Genomic DNA, 20,685 nt, shown 5'->3' with positions numbered 1-20,685 from the left:
GCTTGTCATACTGCACGAAGTTCGGATCGGCGTTGTCGAGCTTGTAGCGGCCGATGCGGTTGTTGGCGATGCCGCCGAGATAGAGATGGCCGCGGTGCTCGCGCATCGAGGTGATCATCGGATGATTGGCGCCGTGGAGGTCCCAGAACGATTCGAGGATCTTGCCCTGCTCGTTGAACTTGACCACGCAGCCGGTGTTGATGTTGGGGAACAGCCACTCGTCGACCGGTACGCGCTTGGCCATGCGCCGGCGGAAGCCGGGCATCTTCCAGGCGAGATCGAGCGAGGGGCTGCGCATGCCGACCAGCGCCAGCCAGTAATTGCCGTCGGAGGCGAGGTTGATGTTGTCGGGGTAGCCCGGCAGATTGTCCATCACGACCTCGACGGTGCCCTTCTTCGGGCCAGCGAACCAGTAGCGCTTGATCGAGCAGCCAAAGGTCTCGGCGAACAGGATCGACCGGCCGTCGGAGGCGACGCAGATGCCGTTGGGGAATTTGAGGCCGCGCAGCGCGGTATGGGTGGTGCCGGTCTTGGTGTCGTAACAGATGATGCGGCCGTTGCCGCGCGCCTCCAGTCCGTCGATCGGCCATTCGTCCATCTCGTAGCGGACGGTGGCCTCGGAGAAGAAGATCAGGCCGTCGTCGGTGATGTCGAGGTCGTCGGCGAGGCGCAGCCGGCTGTCGTCGTTGACCGAATGCAGGCTGCGGTTGGTCTCGTCGGTGGCCTTCTCCACCGTGCCGTCCGGCTTGATGCGGTAGAGGCCCATTCCGCCGATGCAGATGTAGAGATTGTCCTGGCGGTCGAACGCCATGCCGAGCGGCTGGCCGCCGATATGGGCGAACACCTCCATCTTCTGGTAGTCGGGCGCGAGGAAGCGGATGACGTCGCCGTGGCGCGAGCCGGCGTAGAGATTGTCGTGGCGGTCGAGGATGACGTCCTCGGGCGCCTCGATGCGGCCGAGCCCGATCAGCTCGACGTCGCGCAGCTTGTCGTTCTGCTCGAACGGGCCGCCCTGGCCGATCTCCGTCGGCGGAGGCGGCGGCAGCGAATGATAGGTCGGCGCGACGTAGACCTTGCTGATGATGCGGGTGCGGTTCTTCTGCCAGCGGATGTCGACCATCGCGGCGACCAGCAGGATGCCGGCGAGCGCCATGCGGTTGACGCCGCCCCTCGCATTCATCGTGGTCAGGCCGTTGGTGATCAGGAGCACGATCAGCACGCCGACCAGCGATTTTGCGACCGAGCCCTTGCCGCCGCCGAGCGTGATGCCGCCGAGCACGGTCGCGGTGAGCACGATCACCTCGAGCCCGACGCCGATGTCGCCACCGACGGTGCCGAGCCGGGCCGCGAAGAACAGCGCGCCGATCGAGGTCAGCACGCCGCTCGCGACGTAGCAGAGCGCGATGGTCCGCCGTACCGGGATGCCGGAATTGTAGGCCGAGCGGCGCGAGCCGCCGATCGCGGTGATGTGCCAGCCGGGACGCAGCCGCGTCATGAAGACGTGGCCGAAGATCGCTATCGCGATGTAGACCAGCGCCACGCTCGGAATACCGAACACGTCGCCGCCGCCGATGAAGTTCCAGGAGGGGATGTCGGGAAACGCGGCTGCTATGGCGTTGGAATAGCGCTGGATCAACAGATCGAACGCCGAGCGGTAGATGATCAGCGTGATCAGCGTGGTGATGAAGGCGCGCAGCCGGAGATAGCCGATCAGGAAGCCGTTGACCGCGCCGAGCAGGGCGCCGCACAGCAGCGTCGCCGCCACGACCGCCGGCACCGGCCAGCCCAGCACGTCCAGCAGATAGAGCGCGCAGAAATCGGTGAGCGCGAACATCGAGCCGACCGACAAATCGATGCCGCCGACGATGACGACGAGCGCCATGCCGAGCCCGATGAAGCCGATTTCGCCGGCCTGGCGCGCGGTGTCGGCGAGGCTCGCCGGCGACAGGAAGTGTTCGATGGATTGACTGAACGCGAACCCGACGATCAGGAGAAGGATCACCGGGATTGCGGTCTCCGTCCACCGCTTGGACAGAATCTCGCCGAGCAGGTGATCCGGCCAGTAGCGGTAGCGCAGGCTCGTCAGGGTGTCGCGCATCGGCATTCCAGGACTTTGCGGATTTCGGGAGCGACGTCCCGGGCGGCAGCCGCCCGGGACGTCTGGGTCGTCGCGGTGCGCGAGCTATTTCTTCAGGTCGCTGAGGTTCCAGCAGGAGGTCTGGCTGTCGGCATTCTCCTTGGTGATCGGGATCAGCGTGGTGTACTCCGAGCCCTTGATCGAGCCGGGCTTGGCGCCCGACGACAGCAGCCACTTGATCGTGCCGGCCATCTGCGCCGCCTGGGTCGGCACGTCATAGCTGAGGTTGAGGTCGAACGCGCCCGATTTCACCAGCTCGCAGGCGCCCTTGCGCTCGCCGCCGCCTGAGGTCGCCACGAACACCTTGCCGGTGAGGCCCGCTTCCTTGACCGCGGCCGCGGTGCCGATGTCCATGCCGTCCCAGAAGCCGACGATGCCGCAGAGATCGGGGTTCTGCTTCAGCACGGTCTGGGTGATCGCCTTGGCTTTTGCTGCATCCCAGTCGGCGGCCTGGCTCGAGACCACCTTGATCTCGGGGTGCCTGGCGAGCACGTTCTCGACGCCCTTGAGCGTGTAGGCGCTGGCGGCGGCCGAGAGCGCGCCCTGCACGATCGCGATCTTGTTCGATTTGCCGGCGCAGGCCTTCACCACGGCCTCGGTGTCCTTCTCGCCGATCTCGATCCAGTTGGCGCCGACGAAGGCCGAGCTGCGATAGGCCGAGCCCATGTTGATCTGGATGACGTAGATGCCCTCGTTCTCGGCGCGCTGCAAGAGCTTGGCGTAGGTCTGCACGTCCGGATTGTGAACCACGATCACCGCAGGCTTCTCGGAGATCAGTGAGGTCACGGCCTGCGCGCCGGCATTGGTGTTCCAGTTGGCGTCGCGGATCACGAACTTGACGCCGAACGGCTCGAGCTCCTTCTTCAGCCCGGCGTACCAGCCTTCGGTCAGGTCGAAGTTCATCGCCACCGGGACGTAGGCCACGGTCTTGCCGGCGAGCGCCTCCCTGAACGGCTTCTGGAACGGCTCGTCCAGGCCCTGCTGGGCCAGCGCCGGAGCGGTCATCGCCGCGAGCCCCAGCGCGGCCATCGCCACTTTTGCAGAACTACCAATGCGCGTCATTGCTTCCTCCATGGTTGTGCTTGGATGGTTGTCGTTGGTCAGATGTCGCCCTGCTGCGCCGTCTCCTCGTTGCGCGGATTCAGGAACGAATCCGTGATCACGGCGAGCAGCAGGACCACGCCCTTGATCAGATTTTGTCCGGCATAGGAGATGTCCATGATGGTCATGCCGTTGAGCATGGTGCCGATCAGGAGCGTGCCGATGACGACGTTCAGCACGCCGCCGCGGCCGCCGGACAGGCCGATGCCGCCGAGCACGACGACGAGGACGACGTCGTAGATCAGCGTCGAATTGAAGATGCGGGTCGGCATCGAGTTCACGGAGGCCGCCATCACCAGGCCGGCGAAGCAGCCGATCAGGGCGGCGATCACATATTGCAGCACGATGATCGGGCGCGACGGGATGCCGGTGACGCGGGCGGCGTAGGGATTGTCGCCGATCGCGTAGATGTAGGCGCCCCAGCGCGTCCGGCGCAGCAGCAACGCCACCACCACGCAGGCGATTGCGAACATCACGATCGAGGTCGGAATGCCGAGGATGGTGCCCTGTCCGAGCCGCTCGAAGCCGTCCATTCCTGCGCTCCACTGCACCACGTCGAGCTGGAACAGGGCGGCCTGGCCGAGGCCCGCCAGCAGCAGGCCGGTCGCCAGCGTCGCGAACAGCGAGGGCACCTCGGCATAGGCGATCAGCCAGCCGTTGACGAGGCCGAAGGCGATCGCCAGCAGGAATGCCACCAGCAGCGAGGCCGGCAGCGAGTGGCCGTTCTGCACCATCTGCAGCACCAGCCCCGGCGGCACGGCGAGCGCGGCGATCAGGGAGATGTCGATGCCGCGCCCGATCACCACGATCGCCATGGCGAGGCCGAGGATGCCGAGCACCGCCACGTTCTGCAGCAGCGTCAGCATGTTCTCCGGCGTGAGGAAGCCGTGCAGGAAGACCGAGAACACCAGGAACAGCACCGCAAAGACGGTGAACACGATCTCCTGCTGGCCCAATCTGAGACGTTTCATCGACAAATTCCTGTTCGGCATTCGCGGGCGCGGTTCAACCCGCTCGGGGAGAGCGGCTCTTGATCTCATAAGTCTGGGGAAGCGTCGACAGGCTGTCGGCGAGTTCTCGCAGCCGCGCGGCGTCGTCCATGCCGACCGGCGAACTGATCTGGATGCCGGGAAACGCGTGTGCCACGTCATCGATGGCCGCGACGTCGATGTTGCGTCCGCTGCGGGCCGGGACCAGGGCGTCGTAGGGCGGCCGCTCCAGGGTCTCGATGTCCTTGATGGTCGTCACCGGCCGCGTGAACCGCGTCGTCACCGGCGCAGGGAGCTCGGCGCTCATCGGCCCAGCGGCTCTGGATCGACGCACGCGGACGCCTCCTCTGGAATTGCCGCCAGGCGAACTTTCCGGCGAGCTTGTCATGCATAATGCGCCGGTCGCCGGAGGTCGGCTTTTCCTGGAGCGCAAAGTGTTTGCCTGTGCGCGCACAGGCTCTTGCGCGGAGGCGTCGTCAACCTACAATTCTTTCGCCACGACCTCTTGTGCGATGCACAACGTCGCCGCACCAAGAGTTCGGTGTTGGCGCGTCCGACCTCCGTCGGCGCTGAATGAGGGCGATGGCGGATCTCGTGCGCCTTGGACGGCGACGGGTCCGCCGGTTTGCGCCGCCTTACTTGACCAGCGGGCAGCCGTCCGTCCTTGAGTTCCTGCCGTGTCAATTTTCTGCGGTGATGATCAGTTTGACGCTGCGACGCGACAAACTATAGCTTGCCGGACAAGCGACATCATCGCCGAACTCGCACACAATCTCGGGCCACCCGGCGCCGCTAGCGCGTGACGAACTTCAAGCAAGAAACGAGATCACGGAGGAACTCATGACCGGCAACATCGCAGCCACCATTGCGAAGGCCCGCGAGCATTCGATCGGCGATTTGTTGCGCCGCTCGGCGCAGCGCGAGCCGAACAAGTCGGCGGTGATCTGCGGCGGCGTGCGCTGGAGCTTTGCCGAGATGGACGCGATCTGCAACCGCCTCGGCCGCGGCCTGCTCGCCCTCGGCGTGAACAAGGGCGACCGCGTCGCGGTGCTGTCGCGCAACTCGCACGCCTTTGCCGCGCTGCGCTTCGCCGTGGCGCGGATCGGCGCGGTGCTGGTGCCCATCAACTTCATGCTCAACCCCGACGAGATCAACTTCATCCTGAAGAGTTCGGGCGCGAAGCTGCTGGCGACCGGCCCCGATTTCGTCGACGCCGCGCGTGCCGCCAGCGCCAAGGGCTGCGCGGTGGAAAAGCTGATCTGGCTGCCGGGCGAGGACGTTGCGGCGCCGGTGGCCGGCCTTCCCACCTTCGACGATCTGCTGCACGCCGACGGCTCGTTCCTCGACGTCTCGGTCGATGCCCGTGATCTCGCCCAGATCGTCTACACCAGCGGCACGGAATCGCTGCCCAAGGGCGCGATGCTGAGCCATGAAGCGGTGATGTGGCAATATGTGAGCTGCATCATCGACGGCGGCATGGCGGCCTCCGACAACGTGCTGCACGCGCTGCCGCTCTATCACTGCGCCCAGCTCGACGTCTTCCTCGGGCCGCAGATCTATCTCGGCGCCTCCGGCGTCATCACGGGCAAGCCGACCGCCGACAACATCCTCGCCCTGATCGAGGCTCACAGGACCAACTCCTTCTTCGCGCCGCCGACCATCTGGATCGCGATGCTGCGCTCGCCGAATTTCGACAAGACCGATCTTTCGACCCTGGAGAAGGGCTATTACGGCGCCTCGATCATGCCCGTGGAGGTGCTGCTCGAGCTGCAGCGCCGCCTGCCCAAGGTCAAGTTCTGGAATTTCTACGGCCAGACCGAGGTCGCGCCGCTCGCCACCGTGCTGCGCCCGGAGGACCAGCTCCGCAAGGCGGGCTCCGCCGGCAAGCCCGCGATCAACGTCGAGACGCGCGTGGTCGACACCGCGATGCAGGACGTCAGGGTCGGGGAGATCGGCGAGATCGTGCACCGCTCGCCGCATCTGTTGTCCGGATACTACAACGATCCGGAAAAGACCGCGGCGGCGTTTGCCGGCGGCTGGTTCCATTCCGGCGACCTCGCCACCGTCGATGCCGATGGCTACATCACCGTGGTCGACCGCGTGAAGGACATGATCAAGACCGGCGGCGAGAACGTCGCAAGCCGCGAGGTCGAGGAGATGATCTACAAGATCCCGGCGGTGTCGGAAGTCGCGGTCGTCGGCCTGCCGGATCCGCGCTGGATCGAGGCGGTGACCGCGATCGTCGTGGTCAAGGCCGGCGAGACGCTCGATGAAGAAGGCGTCATCGGCCATTGCACGGGCGCGATGGCGCATTTCAAGGTGCCGAAGCGCGTCGTGTTCGTCGACAGCCTGCCGAAGAACCCGAGCGGCAAGCTGTTGAAGCGCGAACTGCGCCAGCGCTTCGTCGGCGGCGAGACGCTCGACAAGGCGATCCAGAAGAATTTCGGCTCTTGAGGGAGCACCCCATGAAGATCTGGCAAGTCGCGCGCGAATGGTCGATCGAGGGCCTGGAGCAGGTCGAGCAGCCGGAGCCCGTGCCGGGACCCGGCCAGGTCGCGGTGCGGATGCGCGCGGCCTCGCTGAACTACCGCGATCTCCTGACCGTGACGGGGAAGGGCGGCGCGTTCAAGCTGCCGCTCGTCCCGTTCTCCGATGGCGCCGGCGAGGTCGCAGCCGTGGGCGCCGGCGTGACCCGCATCGCTGTCGGCGACCGTGTCTGCCCGCTGTTCTTCCAGTCCTGGATCGACGGCAAGGTCTCGGCGGCGAGCCGGCGTTACGCGCTCGGCGGCACGCGCCCCGGCGTGCTGCAGGAGATCATGCTGCTCGACGCCGAGGGCGTCAGCCGCATTCCCTCCCACCTGTCGTTCCAGGAAGCCGCGACGCTGCCTTGCGCCGGGCTCACGGCGTGGCGGGCGCTCTTCGAGGAAGCCGGAGTGCGGCCCGGCGACACCGTACTGGTGCAGGGCACCGGCGGTGTCTCGATCTTCGCGCTGCAACTCGCCAAGCTCGCGGGCGCCAGCGTCATCGTGACCTCGTCGAGCGACGAGAAGCTCGCGCGTGCGAGGGCGCTCGGCGCCGACCACACCATCAACTACCGCGCCGTTCCCGAATGGGGCAAGGCGGCGGCCGAGTGGGCCGGCGGCGGCGTCGACCACGTGGTCGAGGTCGGCGGCAAGGACACCTTTGGGCAGTCGCTGGAGGCCGCGCAGGTCGGCGGCACCATTCTCGTCATCGGCGTGCTCACCGGCTTCTCGCAGCAGATCGCGATGCCGAGCCTGTTCGGCAAGAACCTCCGCGTCATCGGCCTGTCGGTCGGCAGCCGCCGCATGTTCGAGACCATGATGGCGGCGATCGACCGCAACCGCATGAAGCCGGTGATCGACCGGGTATTCGGCTTCGATCACGTTCCCGAGGCGCTCAGGCTGATGCAGCAGGGTGGCCATTTCGGCAAGATCGTGGTGGAGTTCGGCTGAGCCGTCGGGCTAGTTAAGATACACTGATGTTGCCACACCGTCATTGCGAGCGCAGCGAAGCAATCCAGAATCTGTCTCGGGAAACAGTCTGGATTGCTTCGTCGCCCCGCTCCTCGCAATGACGTCAAGGAGCCATAGCCGATGCCACTCTGGACCTGCGAAACCTGCGGCGCGCAGTTTCCCCCAGGCAAAGCGCCGCCGGCCGCGTGCCCGGTCTGCGAGGACGAGCGGCAATTTGTGGGCTGGAAGGGCCAGTCGTGGCTGACGCGCGAGGCGCTGACGCAGGCACATGGGATCGTGGGTCGCGATGATCTCGGCCTGATCGGCATCGGCCTCGAGCCGGCCTTCGCGATCGGCCAGCGCGCGCTGCTGGTGCCGCAAGGCGACGGCTGCGTGATGTGGGACTGCATACCGCTCGCGACCGACGACGCCATCAGATACGTCGCTTCGCTCGGCGGACTGAAGGCGATCGCGGTGTCGCATCCGCATTATTACGGCGCGGTCGCCGACTGGAGCGACACTTTCGGGGGCGTGCCGATCTATCTGCATGCCGACGACCGTGCCTTCGTGACGCGGCCCCATCATGCCATCGTGCACTGGACCGGCGATCGCCATCCGATCTCGGAAGATGTGCTGCTGCTGCGCACCGGCGGCCATTTCGCGGGCGCCACCATGCTGCACTGGGCGCGCGGCGCTGACGGCAGGGGTGCGCTGCTCGCCGGCGACGTCGCGCAGGTCACGATGGATCGCCGCTTCGTCAGCTTCATGTACTCCTATCCGAACTACATTCCGCTGAACGCGGCGGCGGTGCGGCGGATCGCGGATACGATCGCGCCGCTCGCCTTCGATCGCATCTACGGCGCCTGGTGGGGCCGCAACATCGCTGATGGCGCCAAGGCGGCGTTCGAGGCGTCGGTCGCGCGCTATCTCGCCGCGATCGGCTAGGCCCCCTGTGCCCGCGGCCGCGCGACCGTCGGGTGATCCTGCCGCCGCGACCAGGAGACGTAGTAGGCGACCGCGGTCATCGCGGCGAAGCCGGCCAGCGTCACCGCGATCTGCATCAGCACGAGATTCGGACCCGTAATCAGGATGAGATGGCCGGCGAACGACAGGAACACCCCGACACAGAATACCGCGAGCCATTCCTCGCCGCAGCGGATGACCGCCTGCAGCGATCTCCACTGCAGCGCCGGGTGATCTGTGGGCACCAGGCTCGTGGCGAGGAAGGCGAGCGCCAGGAAATGCAGCACGCGATAGGGCGCGAGGTTCTCCTTGTCGTTCGGCGTGAACGGGGCGAGCAGGCCGTCCGGCAAATGAGAGCCGAGCGCCGGCGAATGCTGCGCGAGCGTGATGACGAGCGCGAACAGCAGCCAGGCGGCCGCGAGCGCTTTCAGCCAGCGCATGCCGCGCAGCGCGCGGGACGGCGCGCCGGTGACCGCGAACCAGCCGCCCAGCACCATCAGCATCTGCCAGCAGAACGGATTGAAGCTCCAGGTGCCGTCCGGATAGAGCCGAAAATTCCAGTCGAAATGCCGCGCCGCGAGGTAGAGCGCGACCGAGGCCAGCAGCGTGACATGGGGCCGCCGCAACAGCCCCCACAGTGCCAGCGGAAAGAACGCCATCAGCGGGATCATCAATTGCAGGAGGTCGAGACTCGCCGGCTCCTCCTGCAGCACCAGGCCGCTGACCAGGATCCGCAGCGGATGCTCGATGATCCCCGAGATGTTGTAGTCGTGGATGATCTCCGGCGCCATCGACTGCGCGGCAACGGAGGCGATGGCGTCGACATAGATCACGAACAGGACGACATAGGCGGCATAGAGCCGCCACACCCGGCGGAAGATTCGCGTCGCCGATACGATGAAGCCGCGTTCCAGCGCCATCCGGCCGTGGATGACCGTGATGCCGTAGCCCACCACGAACACGAACAGGTCGGCCTGGCCGCTGAAGCCGAAGCTGCGCAGCGTCAGCAGGCTGACGACATTGTCGGGAACGTGGACGACGAAGATCGACCAGGTCGCAATGCCGAGCGCCAGATAGAGTCTGGCGTCGTGGCGATAGGCGGCGAGGTTGGCCTGGACGGTCGGGTTCATTGCGGCAGATGTCGGGGTGAATCAGGGGCGACGCTTTTAGCGGCTGGAATCGCCCGTTCCGAGTAGCGATTCCGTGAATGGGCGGTGCCGCCGTCGCTCGGCAAGCGCGGCGAGGTAAAGCCCATCACGCACTCTTGATCCGTGCTGTCAGCGCGCTATATCCGTGTTTTCCCTTTTGACGTGACCGGGTAAACGCATGACGACCACAGATACGGCTGTGCATACGCAGCCCTTCCAGGCCGAGGTGTCCGAGCTGCTGCACCTCATGGTGCACTCCGTCTATTCCGAGACTGACATCTTCCTGCGCGAGCTCGTTTCCAACGCCTCGGATGCCTGCGACAAGCTGCGCTACGAGGCGATTGCGACGCCCGCTCTGCTGGGCGAGGGCGAGGCGCCGAAAATCCGCATCATCCCGAACAAGCAGGCCGGCACGCTGACCATCGCCGACAACGGCATCGGCATGGAGCGGCAGGAGCTGATCGACCATCTCGGCACCATCGCCCGCTCCGGCACCAGGGCCTTCGTCGAGAAGCTGAAGGAGGCCAAGGACGGGCTCGGCCTGATCGGACAGTTCGGCGTCGGCTTCTATTCCGCCTTCATGGTCGCCGACAGGATCGTCGTGCTCAGCCGGCGGGCCGGCGAAAGCGACGTCTGGACCTGGACGTCGTCGGGCGGCTCCGGCTTCGAGATCGCGCGCGCGAGCGAGGAGGACGCAGGCCGCGTGGCCCGCGGCACCGAGATCGTGCTGCATCTGAAGGACGACACCAGGAAATATCTCGAAGCTTACGAGATCGAGCGCATCGTTTCGGCCTATTCCGACAACATCCAGTTCCCGATTCTGCTCGTGCCGGAGGAAGGCGAGCCGCGCCAGATCAATTCGGCGAGCGCGCTGTGGCAGCGGCCGAAATCGGAGCTGACGCCGGACGACTACAAGCAGGCCTACAAGCAGGTCGCGACCGCCTTCGACGATCCCGCGATGACGCTGCACTATCGTGCCGAGGGCCGCTACTCCTATGCCGTGCTGCTGTTCGCGCCCTCGACGAAACCGTTCGACCTGTTCGAGCCGAACCGCAAGGGCCGCGTGAAGCTCTACGTGCGCCGCGTCTTCATCACCGACGACGCCGATCTGTTGCCGGGCTATCTCCGCTTCATCCGCGGCGTGGTCGACAGCGAGGACCTGCCGCTCAATATCTCGCGCGAGATGCTGCAGAACAATCCGCAGCTCGCGCAGATCCGGAAGGCGCTGACCACCCGCGTTCTTTCCGAGCTGGAGAGCCTTGCCGAGAAGGACGCCGACAATTTCGCAAAGATATGGGACGCCTTCGGCGCGGTGATCAAGGAAGGCGTCTACGAGGATTTCGAGCGCCGCGACAAGCTTCTGGCGCTGTCGCGTTTCTCCACGACGTCGGGCGAGAAGCGCACGCTGAAGGACGTCGTGGCCTCCTTCAAGCCGAACCAGACCGAGATCTATTATCTCGTCGGCGACAGCATCGAGCGGCTGAAATCCAACCCGCGGCTCGAGGCGGCCACCGCGCGCGGCATCGAGGTGCTGCTGCTGACCGATCCGGTCGACGCCTTCTGGACCTCGATGCCGACGGAGTTCGAGGGCAAGCCGCTGAAGTCGCTGAGCCAGGGCGATCTCAATCTCGACCAGGTCCCGCTCGCCGGTGACGACACCAATCGGGACGAGCCCGCCGCCGACGAGGCCGCCACCATCGCGGTGATCAAGGCGTCCCTCGGCGAGCGCGTCAGCGACGTGAAGGCCTCGACCCGGCTCACCAGCTCCGCCTCCTGCCTCGTCGCCGACAGCCACGGCCCGAGCCGCGAGCTCGAGCGCATCCTGGCGCAGCAGAACCGCGGGACGCGATCGAAGCCGATCCTCGAGATCAACCTCCGTCACCCGCTGGTGACCGCGATCGGCAAGGTCCAGGCCGGCTCGAAGGCGGTCGACGACCTCTGCCTGCTGCTGCTCGAACAGGCCCAGATCCTCGACGGCGAATTGCCCGAGGATCCCTCAGCCTTCGCCGCCCGGCTGAACCGCCTGGTGCTGCAGGGGCTGGGCGGGTAGACCAGCACGGGCCACGCGCTCGCTATGCTCCCTCGCCCCGCTTGCGGGGAGAGGGTCGGGGTGAGGGGGAGTCTCCGCAAGGGCGGTGACAGTTGAATTCGTGGAGAGTCCCCCTCACCCGGATCGCATCCTGCGATGCGACCCGACCTCTCCCCGCAAGCGGGGCGAGGTGAAGCGGCGCTCCCCTCACTCCGCCGCGTCCTTCAGCCGCTCCGTCTTCGCCTCCTGCGCGCGCCGCGGCACCCGGCCCGAAAGCCAGTTGGAGAGACGGTCGAGGTAGAGATAGACCACCGGCGTCGTGAACAGCGTCAGCGCCTGGCTCACGACGAGCCCGCCGACCATGGCATAGCCGAGCGGCTGGCGTATTTCCGAGCCCGTGCCGGTGCCGAGCATCAGCGGCACGCCGCCGAGCAGCGCCGCCATCGTCGTCATCATGATCGGGCGGAAACGCAGGAGCGCGGCCTGCCGGATCGACTGCTCGGGCGTGAGATGCTGCTCGCGCTCGGCGGCGATGGCGAAATCCACCATCATGATGCCGTTCTTCTTCACGATGCCGATCAGGAGAATGATGCCGATCAGGGCGATCAGGCTGAAGTCGAAACCGAATGCCATCAGGATCGCGATGGCGCCGACGCCCGCCGAGGGCAGCGTCGAGAGGATCGTCAGCGGGTGGATGTAGCTCTCGTAGAGCACGCCGAGGATGAGGTAGACCACGACCAGCGCCGCCAGGATCAGCATCGGCACGCTGCCGAGTGACTGCTGGAACGCCTGCGCGGTGCCCTGGAAGCTCGTCGCGAGCGTCGGCGGCGCGCGCATGTCGGCCACCGCATGCAGTACCGCGTTGGTCGCCTGCCCGAGCGCCACGCCCTCGGCGAGGTTGAAGCTGATCGTCACCGCCGGAAACTGGGCCTGGTGGGCGATCGCGAGCGGCCGCACCGGCTCGTTGGTCCATCTGCAGAATACCGAGAGCGGCACCTCGTCGCCGGTCAGCGGCGACTTGATGTAGATCTTGTTCAGCGTGTCGATCGCCCCCTGCATCTCGGGCAGGATCTCCATGATGATCCGGTAGGTGTTGACTTGCGTGAAATATTGCGCGACCTGGCGCTGCCCGAACGCGTCGTAGAGCGTATCGTCGATCAGCTGCGGCTGCACGCCGTAGCGCGCTGCGGTGTCGCGGTCGATGGTGAGCTGCAGCGTGGTGCCTTCGGTCTGCTGGTCGGTCGCGACGTCACGGAGCTCGGCGAGCGTCTTCATCCTCGCCAGGATCTTAGGTGCCCACTCGTCTAGCTCGGCGAGGTTGGCGTCCTGCAGCGTGAATTCGAACTGGGTCCGTGTCGCGCGGCCGCCGAGCCGGACGTCCTGCGAGGCCTGCATGTAGAGCCGCGCGCCCTCGACCCCCGCAAGCTTCGGCCGCAATCGCGCGATGATCGCCTGTGCGCTGGCGTCGCGCGCCTCGCGCGGCTTCAGCGTGATGTACATGCGTCCGGAATTCAGCGCCGTGCCGCCGCCGCCGATGAACATCGCGATCGAGGATACGGCCGGATCCGCTTGCACGATCCGGCTCAATTCCTCCTGGCGCCGTTTCATCTCGGCAAAGGAAATGTCCTGCGGCATCTCGGAGACCGCGGTCAGGAAGCCGTTGTCCTGCTGCGGAAAAAATCCCTTCGGGATCAGGATGAACAGGTAGACCGAGAGCGCCACGGTGGCGAAGAAGATGCAGAGCGTCGTGAAGCTGTGGCGCAGCGCGAGGTCCAGCCCGCGCTGGTAGGCGCGAAGCAGCGCATCGAACATCCGCTCGCTCCACTGGTAGAAGCGGCCGTGCTTGACCTCGTGATGCGCGCGCAGGAAGCGCGAGGCCATCATCGGCGTCAGCGTCAGCGAGACCAGGAGCGAGACGAAGATCGCCATCGAGAGCGTGACCGCGAATTCGCGGAACAGCCGGCCGATGATGCCGCCCATCAGGAGCAGCGGGATCAGCACCGCGACCAGCGACACGCTGATCGAGACGATGGTGAAGCCGATCTCGGCTGCGCCCTTGTAGGCCGCGGCCATCGGCCGCTCGCCCTTCTCCACGTAGCGGGTGATGTTCTCGAGCATCACGATGGCGTCGTCGACCACGAAGCCGACCGCGATCGTCAGCGCCATCAGCGACAGATTGTCCAGCGAATAGCCGAACGCCCACATCAGCGAGCAGGCGCCGAGCAGCGCCAGCGGCACCGTGATGCTCGGGATGATGGTCGCCCAGAAGCTGCGCAGGAAGATGAAGATCACCATCACGACCAGCACGATGGTGATCAGGAGCGTGATCTGCACGTCCTCGACCGCGGCGCGGATCGTGATGGTGCGGTCGCTGATGATCTTGATCTTCACCGCGGGCGGGATCGCCGCGATCAGCCGCGGCAGCTGCGCCTTGATGCGGTCGACGGTCTCGATCACGTTGGCGCCGGGCTGCTTGAAGATCACCAGGAACACGCCGCGCTGGCCGTCGGCCCAGGCGGCGGTCTTCGTGTCCTCGGGACCGGCGACCGCCCGACCGATGTCACGAATCCGCAGCGGACCGCCGTTGCGATAGGCGATGACGACGTCGTTCCAGTCCCTGGAGTCGGTGAGCTGGTCGTTGGCGTAGATCGTGTAGGCGCGCTTGGCGCCGTCGATGTTGCCCTTCGGGCTGTCGCTGGTCGCGATCGCGATCTGGCTGCGCACGTCTTCCAGCGACAGGCCCTTGGCGACGAGCTTGGCCGGATCGATCTGGATGCGCACCGACGGCTTCTGCTGGCCGCCGACGAACACCTGGGCGACGCCGGCGATCTGGCTGATCTGCTGCGCAAGCTGTGCGTCGGTGCGGTCGGAGACCGTGGTCAGCGGCAACGCTTCGGACGTCGCCGACAGGATCATGATCGGCGAATCCGCCGGGTTGACCTTGCGGTAGGTCGGCGGCGAGGGCAGGTTTTTCGGCAACTGCCCGGCGGCGGCGTTGATCGCGGCCTGGATGTCGTTGGCGGCGGCGTCGATCTGGCGGTTGAGATCGAACTGGATGGTGATCGCGGTCGAGCCGAGCGAGCTCGTCGACGTCATCTGCGCGATGCCGGGAATTTGCGCGAGCTGACGTTCCAGCGGCTGGGCGACCGAGGAGGCCATCGTCTCCGGGCTGCCGCCGGGCAGGCTGGCGGAGACCTGGATGGTCGGGAAGTCCACCTGCGGCAGGGGCGCGACCGGCAGCAGCGGATAGGCCACGAGGCCGACGAACAGGATGCCGGCCATCAGCAGCGAGGTGCCGACCGGGTAGCGGATGAAGGGGGAAGAGATGCTCTCGTACATGCCCTGAAACCGTCACGGCCGGGCGCACCTTCTCCTGACAATACGGAGCCGCGCTCGAGAGCCGAGCGCGAACGTGCGTTTCCTCGCCTAAACCTCTGTGCGCCGCGGGAACTTCGGCGTTCCCGGGCCTTTGCCGGTAACTTAGTCCCTTCGGACGGGCTTGCGAACGGAAACCTGAGGACGGCGGTTTCGACCTTGGTCGAAGGGGCGAGCTCGCGGAATAGTCATGCGCGACGCGGTGTTGTGTCGAGACCGGTTTCGCGCGTTATGATCAATGCTCGTTTCGGAGGAGAGTTCCCATGCGCATTCCGTTCCCGGTCATTTTGGCCGTCGGGTCGCTGGTTGCCGCGGCACCGGCCGGCGCGCAGACCTACGATCCCCGCTATCCGGTCTGCCTGCACGTGTTCAGCGGCGGCATCGGCGGCGGCGGCGACTGGTACGAGTGCAACTTCACCTCGCTGCCGCAATGTAACGCGACCGCTTCAGGCCGTGCCGCCATTTGCATCATCAATCCCTACTACGCCGCCAACGAGCCGCCGCGAAGGCGTTATCGGCGGGCGTACTAGGAGCGCCGTTCCCGGTGCACGGCTAGGTGATCCCGGCCGCGGCCGCCGCGTTTGCCTTGTCGACGCCTGCGACGATCGCGAGCTTCACCGCCCACGCCACGCGTTCCGTGGCCCAGTCGCTGTCGTGCAGCCTGCCGTCGTCGGTCGGGTCGACCATCCGGTCGAACGAAACCCGTTCGACCTCGAGCAAGCCTTTCATGAAGGCGAAGCGGCGGAACACATTGACGCCGGCATCCCGGGCCAGTTCGCTGATCGCCTCCACCATCGCGATCGCCTTGTCCCTCTTGGCTGGCGTCAGCACCGCCGGCACATATTGCAGGTCCATCAGAATGACGTCGGCCTCGGCCTCGTTGCGCAGCTTGATGAGCCCGTCGTGGATCGCGCTCGTTGTCTCGTCGAACGACGGCGGGTTCTGGTCCTCCGGCTGCCAGACCGCATTGGTCCCCACCTGCCAGATCACGAGATCGGGCTTTTCGGCGATGACGTCGGTGTCGAAGCGCGCGAGCTCCTTCGGCGCTTCCTGCCCGCCGATTCCCTTGTTGATCATCTCGATCGCGGATTTCGGATAGGCGTCCCGCAGAAAGCCCACCAACCGTTCCGGATAGGCCCTGATGTTGCCTTCGCCCGCCGTCGTCGACGAGCCGATGGCGACGATCCTGGCCCTTCCTCTGCCGAGGCTCTGCGCAAAGCTGGTCAACCCGTGCTCGAAGGGAATCGGCACGACCGGAATCTGCGAGGGATCGCTGTCCATGGGGCGCCTCTGCTGCAACCAAGACGATTCAGGGTTGAACGAGGATAGCCCGCGTTGACGGGATCGCCTAGGGGCGCCGCGTGACAGGGGCGCCGCGCGTCGAACACGGTTTGACCCTCACCCTGAGGAGCCGCGCTTGCGCGGCGTCTCGAAGGGCGAGGCCGAGAACCGGTCCTTCGAGACGCGCGTTCCGCGCTCCTCAGGACGAGGATCCGGCCTATTCCTTCTTCACCCCCGACATCTGCACCACCTTGCGCCAGCGCTCGGTCTCCTCCGTCAGCATGGCGGCGAACTGGCCGGCATTGCCGTGCAGGGGAATGGCGCCGAGTTCGACGATGCGCTGCATGATGCCTTCGTCCGACAGCGCGGCGTCGATCTCGCGGTTCAACAGCTCGACGATCTCGCGCGGGGTGTCGTGCGGCGCGCCGACGCCGTAGAAGGAGGAGGTCTCGTAGCCCGCGAGCGTGTCGGCGATCGGCGGCACGTTGGGCAGAATCTCCGAGCGCTCGCGCGTGGTGACGCCGAGCGCGCGCAGCTTGCCGGCGCGCATCAGTTCGAACGAGGAGGTGACGTTGTCGAACATGCCCTGCACCTGGCCGGACATCACGTCGGTGAGGCCCGGCGCAGAGCCCCGATAGGGCACGTGGGTGAACTGGACGCCCGCCATCGCCTTGAACAATTCGCCGGAGAGATGCAGCGATGTGCCGATGCCGGAGGAGGCGATCGAGAGCTTGCCGGGATTGGCCTTGGCGTAGGCGATGAACTCGGCCACGCTCGTCACCGGCAGGGCGTTGTTGACGACCAGCACCAGCGGAATGCGTGCGACGCCCGCGACAGGCAAGATGCCCTTGGCGAAATCGAACGGCAGTGCCGGATCGAAGGAGGCGTTGATCGCGTTTGCAGTCGAGGTCAGGAGCAGCGTGTAGCCGTCCGCCGGCGAGGCGATCACCGCCTGCGTTCCGATGCTGCTGCCGGCGCCGGGCTTGTTCTCCACCACGAAGGTCTGGCCGAGCCGGTCGGACAGGCGCTGGCAGATGAGCCGCGACAGCACGTCGGTGGCGCCGCCCGGCGCGTAAGGCACGACCCATTTCACGCTGCGCGAGGGATAGGATGGGGTGCCGAGGGCGAAGACGCGGGGCGCGGCGAAAACGACCGCAGCGCCGGCAGCCGAGCGCAGGAAGGTTCTCTTGCTGAACATGATGGCCTCTTCTTGTCGAAGCCGATATCGCAGGAATCTCGCACCTCCGCACGCCGATCCCATCGGCTTGGTAAAGGATGACTGCAGTTAATGGGCGACTAACCGCGTTTTACCCCTGTCTCTTAACACCTGGTCAGGAGCTCGCGGTCTATAGCTACCGCAGGACCGACGAGCGACCAGCCGAGAGAACGCAAACGACATGAACGCCGGCGTCATCGACCAGTTGAAGGACATCGCGCGCGCGCCGTCCGCCTCGAAAATCTGGCTGAAGGCGATCGAGCTGACCGCGCGGATCGAGACGCTGCCGGGACGGCTGTTCGCCGACGTCGTCGAGGATTGGGCGCAGCGCCAGCCGGACCGCGCGGCACTGGTCACGGAGAACGCGATCGTCGACTACCGCGCGCTCGCCGCTCGCATCAACCGCTATGCGCGCTGGGCGCGCGGGGCCGGCGTGGCGAAGGGCGAGGCCGTCGGCCTGATCATGCCGAACGGCGCGGACTATGTCGCCGCCTGGCTCGGCATCAGCCGCATCGGCGGCGTCGTCGCGCTGATCAACACCAGGCTCGTCGGGCAGTCGCTCGCGCACTGCATCGACGTCGCAAGGCCCCGTCACATCGTTGTGGCGCACGATCTGGCGGATACCCTAACGACCGCCATGCCGCATCTGGCATCAACTGCGACAATCTGGACTCACGGCGACGAGCGCGCTGAACGCTCGATCGATGCCGCGCTCGCGGCGCTCGACGACGGCGCACTCACGGCGGACGAGTGCGGCGACGTCTGCATCGACGATCGTGCGCTCCTGATCTACACCTCGGGCACCACCGGCCTGCCCAAGGCCGCCAGCATCAGCCACCGCCGCATCCTCAATTGGGGATTCTGGTTCGCGGGGCTGACCGGCGCCACGCCGCAGGACCGGCTCTATGATTGCCTGCCGCTGTTCCATTCGGTCGGCGGCATCGTCGCGCCCTGCAGCATGCTCGCCGCCGGCGGCTCGGTGATGGTCGCCGAAAAATTCTCGGCCTCGAATTTCTGGCACGACACCGTGCGCTTCGACTGCACGCTGGTGCAGTATATCGGCGAGCTCTGCCGCTATCTGCTCAAGGCGCCGCCCTCGGAATACGAGAACCGCCACCGCCTGCGGCTCGCCTGCGGCAACGGTTTGCGCGGCGACATCTGGCAGGAGTTTCAATCGCGCTTCGCGATTCCGCGCATCCTGGAATTCTATGCCGCGACCGAGGGCAATTTCTCGCTGTTCAACGTCGAGGGCAGGGTGGGTGCGATCGGCCGCATCCCGCCGCTGCTCGCCCATCGCTTCCCGGCCGCGATCGTCAAGGTCGATGCCGACGGCGGCGCGCCGCTCCGCAATGCGGACGGGCTGTGCGTTGCCTGCGCGCGCGGCGAGGTCGGCGAGGCCGTTGGCCGCATCGGCGTCGCCGACGAGGGCGGCGGCCGCTTCGAGGGCTATACGGACGCTGGCGAGACCGAGAAGAAGATCTTGCGCGACGTCTTCGCCAGGGGCGATGCCTGGTTCCGTACCGGCGACCTGATGCAGCTCGACGACAAGGGCTTTTTCCATTTCGTCGACCGCATCGGCGACACTTTTCGCTGGAAGGGCGAGAACGTCGCGACCTCGGAGGTCAACGACGCCGTGCGCGACTTCCCCGGCGTGGTCGACGCCACGACCTATGGCGTCGGCATTCCCGGCACCGACGGCCGCGCCGGCATGAGTGCGATCGTCGTCAACGAAGGCTTCGATCTCGCGGGTCTCGCCGGCCATCTCGCGTCGCGTTTGCCGGACTATGCGCATCCGCTCTTCATCCGCATGTCCGGCGAGCTCGACGCGACCGAGACGTTCAAGCAGAAGAAGGGCGCGCTGGCGCGCGAAGGGTTCGATCCCGGCGCGATCGGTGACCCCCTGTTCTTCAGGGACCCGTCCGATGGGGCCTACCGCCGCCTGGATATCGGCCTTTATACGGATATTGTGCGCGGCGTCGTGCAATTCTAGATCGCGAGCCCGAAAACCGGCATAGGTCGAATTTTATCCGAATTGTCCAAGAAGCCATTTACCTCTGTCGGGTAAACAACACGGCATGGGAGGCGGATCGTCATCCACCCGCCGATCGATTGATAACAAAGCGATAGAGCGAGCCAGCCATGTCGGTAAGGTTAAAGATCATCGAAGCCATCACGGAGATCGCGCAGGAGCAGCATGTGAAGCTGCCGCCGCTGACGGACGATCTGTCCCTGCACGAGACCGGCTTCGATTCGCTGGCTTTCGCCATCCTGGTGGCGCGCCTGGAGGACGAGATCGGCATCGATCCCTTCACCATTTCGGAGGAGGCGGCCTTCCCCGCCACCATCGGGGATTTCGTCCGGGCCTACGAAAATGTCCCCGCGTGAGATTTTCGCGCTCCGCGACTATCTCGGTCCGGAACTTTCGGGCCGCACGCTGTCGGACCCTCACCATGCGGTGTCGCTGACGGAGGTCCTGTCGCAAACCGTGCTCGGCGGCCGCCTGCGCGAATTGTCGGGCCGGTCGGTGCTGCTGAAACCGTCCGACCAGCTCAAGTCCGGCCTCGCCATGATCGAGCTCGACGGCGTCGCCCGTCGCATGCTGCTGTGCCCGCCGGATCTCAACCCGGCCCATCTCGACGCGCTGATCGCGGATGCCGAGATCGATGCCGTCGTCACCGACGAGCCGGAGCGCTGGGCGCAGTCCGGCATGCCGCTGGTCGTCGTCGCGCAATTGCCGCTCGCGAATGCGGCTCCCGTGCAGACCGAGCGCGCCACCGAATGGCTGATGCTGACCTCCGGCACCTCGGGCGTGCCGAAGATCGTCGGCCATACGCTGGAGGCGCTGACCGGCGCGATCCTCGCCGAAGGTCCCGCGCACGGCTCGGCGCCGGTGTGGGCGACGTTTTACGACATCCGCCGCTATGGCGGCCTGCAGATTTTCCTGCGCGCGATCCTTTCGGGCGGCTCGATGGT

Annotated in this window: 15 protein-coding genes and 1 pseudogene; 8 read left to right on the top strand and 8 right to left on the bottom strand. The window is 66.1% G+C overall.

What is annotated here, in order from left to right:
• The 4 genes from KGM94_RS12375 to KGM94_RS12360 all read right to left on the bottom strand — a co-directional run.
• A partial coding sequence (locus tag KGM94_RS12375; RefSeq protein WP_300259124.1) for an SMP-30/gluconolactonase/LRE family protein occupies positions 1-2,104 on the bottom strand: 2,104 nt, incomplete at its 3' end.
• A 78-nt stretch (positions 2,105-2,182) separates the two neighbouring features.
• Entirely contained in the window at positions 2,183-3,199 is a 1,017-nt protein-coding gene (locus KGM94_RS12370) for a sugar ABC transporter substrate-binding protein (protein WP_300259121.1), read from the bottom strand.
• Between the two features lie 38 nt (positions 3,200-3,237).
• A complete protein-coding gene (locus KGM94_RS12365) occupies positions 3,238-4,209 on the bottom strand; it encodes an ABC transporter permease (protein ID WP_300259119.1) in 972 nt (323 codons plus the stop codon).
• A 34-nt stretch (positions 4,210-4,243) separates the two neighbouring features.
• Positions 4,244-4,534 (bottom strand): hypothetical protein, encoded by a 291-nt coding sequence (locus tag KGM94_RS12360; RefSeq protein ID WP_300259117.1) that lies wholly within the window; start codon positions 4,532-4,534, stop codon positions 4,244-4,246.
• Between the two features lie 533 nt (positions 4,535-5,067).
• On the opposite strand from KGM94_RS12360, the gene KGM94_RS12355 reads away from it, so the two are divergent.
• From KGM94_RS12355 to KGM94_RS12345, 3 genes are all read left to right on the top strand, one after another.
• Positions 5,068-6,681, top strand: a complete 1,614-nt coding sequence (locus KGM94_RS12355; RefSeq protein ID WP_300259115.1) for an acyl-CoA synthetase — start codon at positions 5,068-5,070, stop codon at positions 6,679-6,681.
• A gap of 11 nt (positions 6,682-6,692) precedes the next feature.
• Positions 6,693-7,700: an NAD(P)-dependent alcohol dehydrogenase gene (locus tag KGM94_RS12350; RefSeq protein WP_300259113.1), complete on the top strand. Its 1,008-nt coding sequence runs from the start codon at positions 6,693-6,695 to the stop codon at positions 7,698-7,700.
• A 141-nt stretch (positions 7,701-7,841) separates the two neighbouring features.
• On the top strand, positions 7,842-8,645 hold the full coding sequence (locus tag KGM94_RS12345; RefSeq protein WP_300259110.1) for an MBL fold metallo-hydrolase: 804 nt from the start codon (positions 7,842-7,844) through the stop codon (positions 8,643-8,645).
• Here KGM94_RS12345 and KGM94_RS12340 read toward each other — a convergent pair.
• Positions 8,642-9,793 carry an OpgC domain-containing protein gene (locus KGM94_RS12340; RefSeq protein WP_300259107.1) on the bottom strand — a complete coding sequence of 384 codons (1,152 nt, stop codon included), beginning with the start codon at positions 9,791-9,793 and terminating at the stop codon, positions 8,642-8,644. The two genes, KGM94_RS12345 and KGM94_RS12340, sit on opposite strands and share 4 nt — an antisense overlap.
• A gap of 196 nt (positions 9,794-9,989) precedes the next feature.
• On the opposite strand from KGM94_RS12340, the gene htpG reads away from it, so the two are divergent.
• Positions 9,990-11,861, top strand: a complete 1,872-nt coding sequence (htpG, locus tag KGM94_RS12335) for a molecular chaperone HtpG (RefSeq protein ID WP_300259104.1) — start codon at positions 9,990-9,992, stop codon at positions 11,859-11,861.
• Between the two features lie 186 nt (positions 11,862-12,047).
• Here the strand turns inward: htpG and KGM94_RS12330 are convergent, their stop codons facing one another.
• Positions 12,048-15,179 carry a multidrug efflux RND transporter permease subunit gene (locus KGM94_RS12330; protein ID WP_300259101.1) on the bottom strand — a complete coding sequence of 1,044 codons (3,132 nt, stop codon included), beginning with the start codon at positions 15,177-15,179 and terminating at the stop codon, positions 12,048-12,050.
• Between the two features lie 299 nt (positions 15,180-15,478).
• Here KGM94_RS12330 and KGM94_RS12325 point away from each other — a divergent pair, with 299 nt between their 5' ends.
• Complete coding sequence (locus KGM94_RS12325; protein ID WP_300259098.1) at positions 15,479-15,745, top strand: DUF3551 domain-containing protein; 267 nt, start codon at positions 15,479-15,481, stop codon at positions 15,743-15,745.
• Between the two features lie 22 nt (positions 15,746-15,767).
• On the opposite strand, the gene KGM94_RS12320 is transcribed toward KGM94_RS12325, so the two are convergent.
• Complete coding sequence (locus tag KGM94_RS12320) at positions 15,768-16,496, bottom strand: GDSL-type esterase/lipase family protein (RefSeq protein WP_300259095.1); 729 nt, start codon at positions 16,494-16,496, stop codon at positions 15,768-15,770.
• Positions 16,497-16,713: 217 nt separating this feature from the next.
• Positions 16,714-17,694, bottom strand: a complete 981-nt coding sequence (locus KGM94_RS12315; RefSeq protein ID WP_300259092.1) for a tripartite tricarboxylate transporter substrate binding protein — start codon at positions 17,692-17,694, stop codon at positions 16,714-16,716.
• Positions 17,695-17,893: 199 nt separating this feature from the next.
• On the opposite strand from KGM94_RS12315, the gene KGM94_RS12310 reads away from it, so the two are divergent.
• The 3 genes and pseudogenes from KGM94_RS12310 to KGM94_RS12300 form a co-directional block, all read left to right on the top strand.
• Positions 17,894-19,702, top strand: a complete 1,809-nt coding sequence (locus KGM94_RS12310; protein WP_300259089.1) for a long-chain-acyl-CoA synthetase — start codon at positions 17,894-17,896, stop codon at positions 19,700-19,702.
• 149 nt (positions 19,703-19,851) lie between these two features.
• Positions 19,852-20,097 (top strand): acyl carrier protein, encoded by a 246-nt coding sequence (locus tag KGM94_RS12305; RefSeq protein WP_300259087.1) that lies wholly within the window; start codon positions 19,852-19,854, stop codon positions 20,095-20,097.
• Positions 20,084-20,685 (top strand): annotated as a pseudogene (locus KGM94_RS12300) (long-chain fatty acid--CoA ligase); the annotation flags it as partial. The gene KGM94_RS12305 and the pseudogene KGM94_RS12300, both read left to right, overlap by 14 nt.

The sequence above is a fragment of the Bradyrhizobium sp. genome, from assembly GCF_028868675.1.
In the GTDB taxonomy this organism is placed as follows: domain Bacteria; phylum Pseudomonadota; class Alphaproteobacteria; order Rhizobiales; family Xanthobacteraceae; genus Bradyrhizobium.
Note: the sequence above shows the minus strand (reverse complement) of the source record. Positions and strands in the feature narration are given on the sequence as shown.

What these genes read in the sequence shown, in the direction of transcription:
- KGM94_RS12370 (WP_300259121.1), bottom strand. Translation starts at nt 3,199, where the DNA reads ATGACGCGCATTGGTAGTTCTGCAAAAGTGGCGATGGCCGCGCTGGGG.
- KGM94_RS12365 (WP_300259119.1), bottom strand. Translation starts at nt 4,209, where the DNA reads ATGAAACGTCTCAGATTGGGCCAGCAGGAGATCGTGTTCACCGTCTTT.
- KGM94_RS12360 (WP_300259117.1), bottom strand. Translation starts at nt 4,534, where the DNA reads ATGAGCGCCGAGCTCCCTGCGCCGGTGACGACGCGGTTCACGCGGCCG.
- KGM94_RS12355 (WP_300259115.1), top strand. Translation starts at nt 5,068, where the DNA reads ATGACCGGCAACATCGCAGCCACCATTGCGAAGGCCCGCGAGCATTCG.
- KGM94_RS12350 (WP_300259113.1), top strand. Translation starts at nt 6,693, where the DNA reads ATGAAGATCTGGCAAGTCGCGCGCGAATGGTCGATCGAGGGCCTGGAG.
- KGM94_RS12345 (WP_300259110.1), top strand. Translation starts at nt 7,842, where the DNA reads ATGCCACTCTGGACCTGCGAAACCTGCGGCGCGCAGTTTCCCCCAGGC.
- KGM94_RS12340 (WP_300259107.1), bottom strand. Translation starts at nt 9,793, where the DNA reads ATGAACCCGACCGTCCAGGCCAACCTCGCCGCCTATCGCCACGACGCC.
- htpG (WP_300259104.1), top strand. Translation starts at nt 9,990, where the DNA reads ATGACGACCACAGATACGGCTGTGCATACGCAGCCCTTCCAGGCCGAG.
- KGM94_RS12330 (WP_300259101.1), bottom strand. Translation starts at nt 15,179, where the DNA reads ATGTACGAGAGCATCTCTTCCCCCTTCATCCGCTACCCGGTCGGCACC.
- KGM94_RS12325 (WP_300259098.1), top strand. Translation starts at nt 15,479, where the DNA reads ATGCGCATTCCGTTCCCGGTCATTTTGGCCGTCGGGTCGCTGGTTGCC.
- KGM94_RS12320 (WP_300259095.1), bottom strand. Translation starts at nt 16,496, where the DNA reads ATGGACAGCGATCCCTCGCAGATTCCGGTCGTGCCGATTCCCTTCGAG.
- KGM94_RS12315 (WP_300259092.1), bottom strand. Translation starts at nt 17,694, where the DNA reads ATGTTCAGCAAGAGAACCTTCCTGCGCTCGGCTGCCGGCGCTGCGGTC.
- KGM94_RS12310 (WP_300259089.1), top strand. Translation starts at nt 17,894, where the DNA reads ATGAACGCCGGCGTCATCGACCAGTTGAAGGACATCGCGCGCGCGCCG.
- KGM94_RS12305 (WP_300259087.1), top strand. Translation starts at nt 19,852, where the DNA reads ATGTCGGTAAGGTTAAAGATCATCGAAGCCATCACGGAGATCGCGCAG.